Below are 482 nucleotides of genomic sequence, written 5' to 3' on the forward strand. Positions count from 1 at the left end.
CCTGTAGCCGCTTCAGCAGGTTGTCCTTACCCTGAAAATGGCTGAGCGCGAGGGCGTCCTCCGCCTCCATGCGCGGCGCACGCGCGGCCATCCACTCCGCCGGATAGAGGAGCAGCGGCTGCGCTTCCACCCACGCCTGGGCGCCGCCGGTATGCAGCAGGCGCTCGCGCACCTGGAAGCAGCGGCGAGTGTGGGTTGACAGCGTCAGCCAGGCGTTAACCAGCACCAGGGCGCTGACCGACCGGGGTTTGTCGAGCGCCAGCTGCAGGCCGATCAGCCCGCCCAGCGCATGGCCCACCAGCGCGAAGCGCGTGATTCCGGCCTTCTCCAGCGCCTGCCACAGCTCCTGGGCCATGGTTGCCATGCTGTAGGCGGCGGGCAGCGGGCCGGCGTTCTTGCCGGTGCCGCTCTGGTCATAGGTTACCAGCTGGTATTGCTCTGCCAGCGACGCGCGCTGCGCGGTCCAGTAGCTGCCGGCGGCG

Annotated in this window: 1 protein-coding gene; it reads right to left on the minus strand. The window is 69.7% G+C overall.

Translation table 11 applies throughout. The annotated features are described in order from the left end of the window. A partial coding sequence (locus GVL04_RS24125; RefSeq protein WP_159709175.1) for an alpha/beta fold hydrolase occupies positions 1-482 on the minus strand: 482 nt, incomplete at both ends.

Origin of the sequence: Arthrobacter sp. 18067 (assembly GCF_902706295.1) — a bacterium.
Classification (GTDB): Bacteria; Actinomycetota; Actinomycetes; order Actinomycetales; family Micrococcaceae; genus Arthrobacter.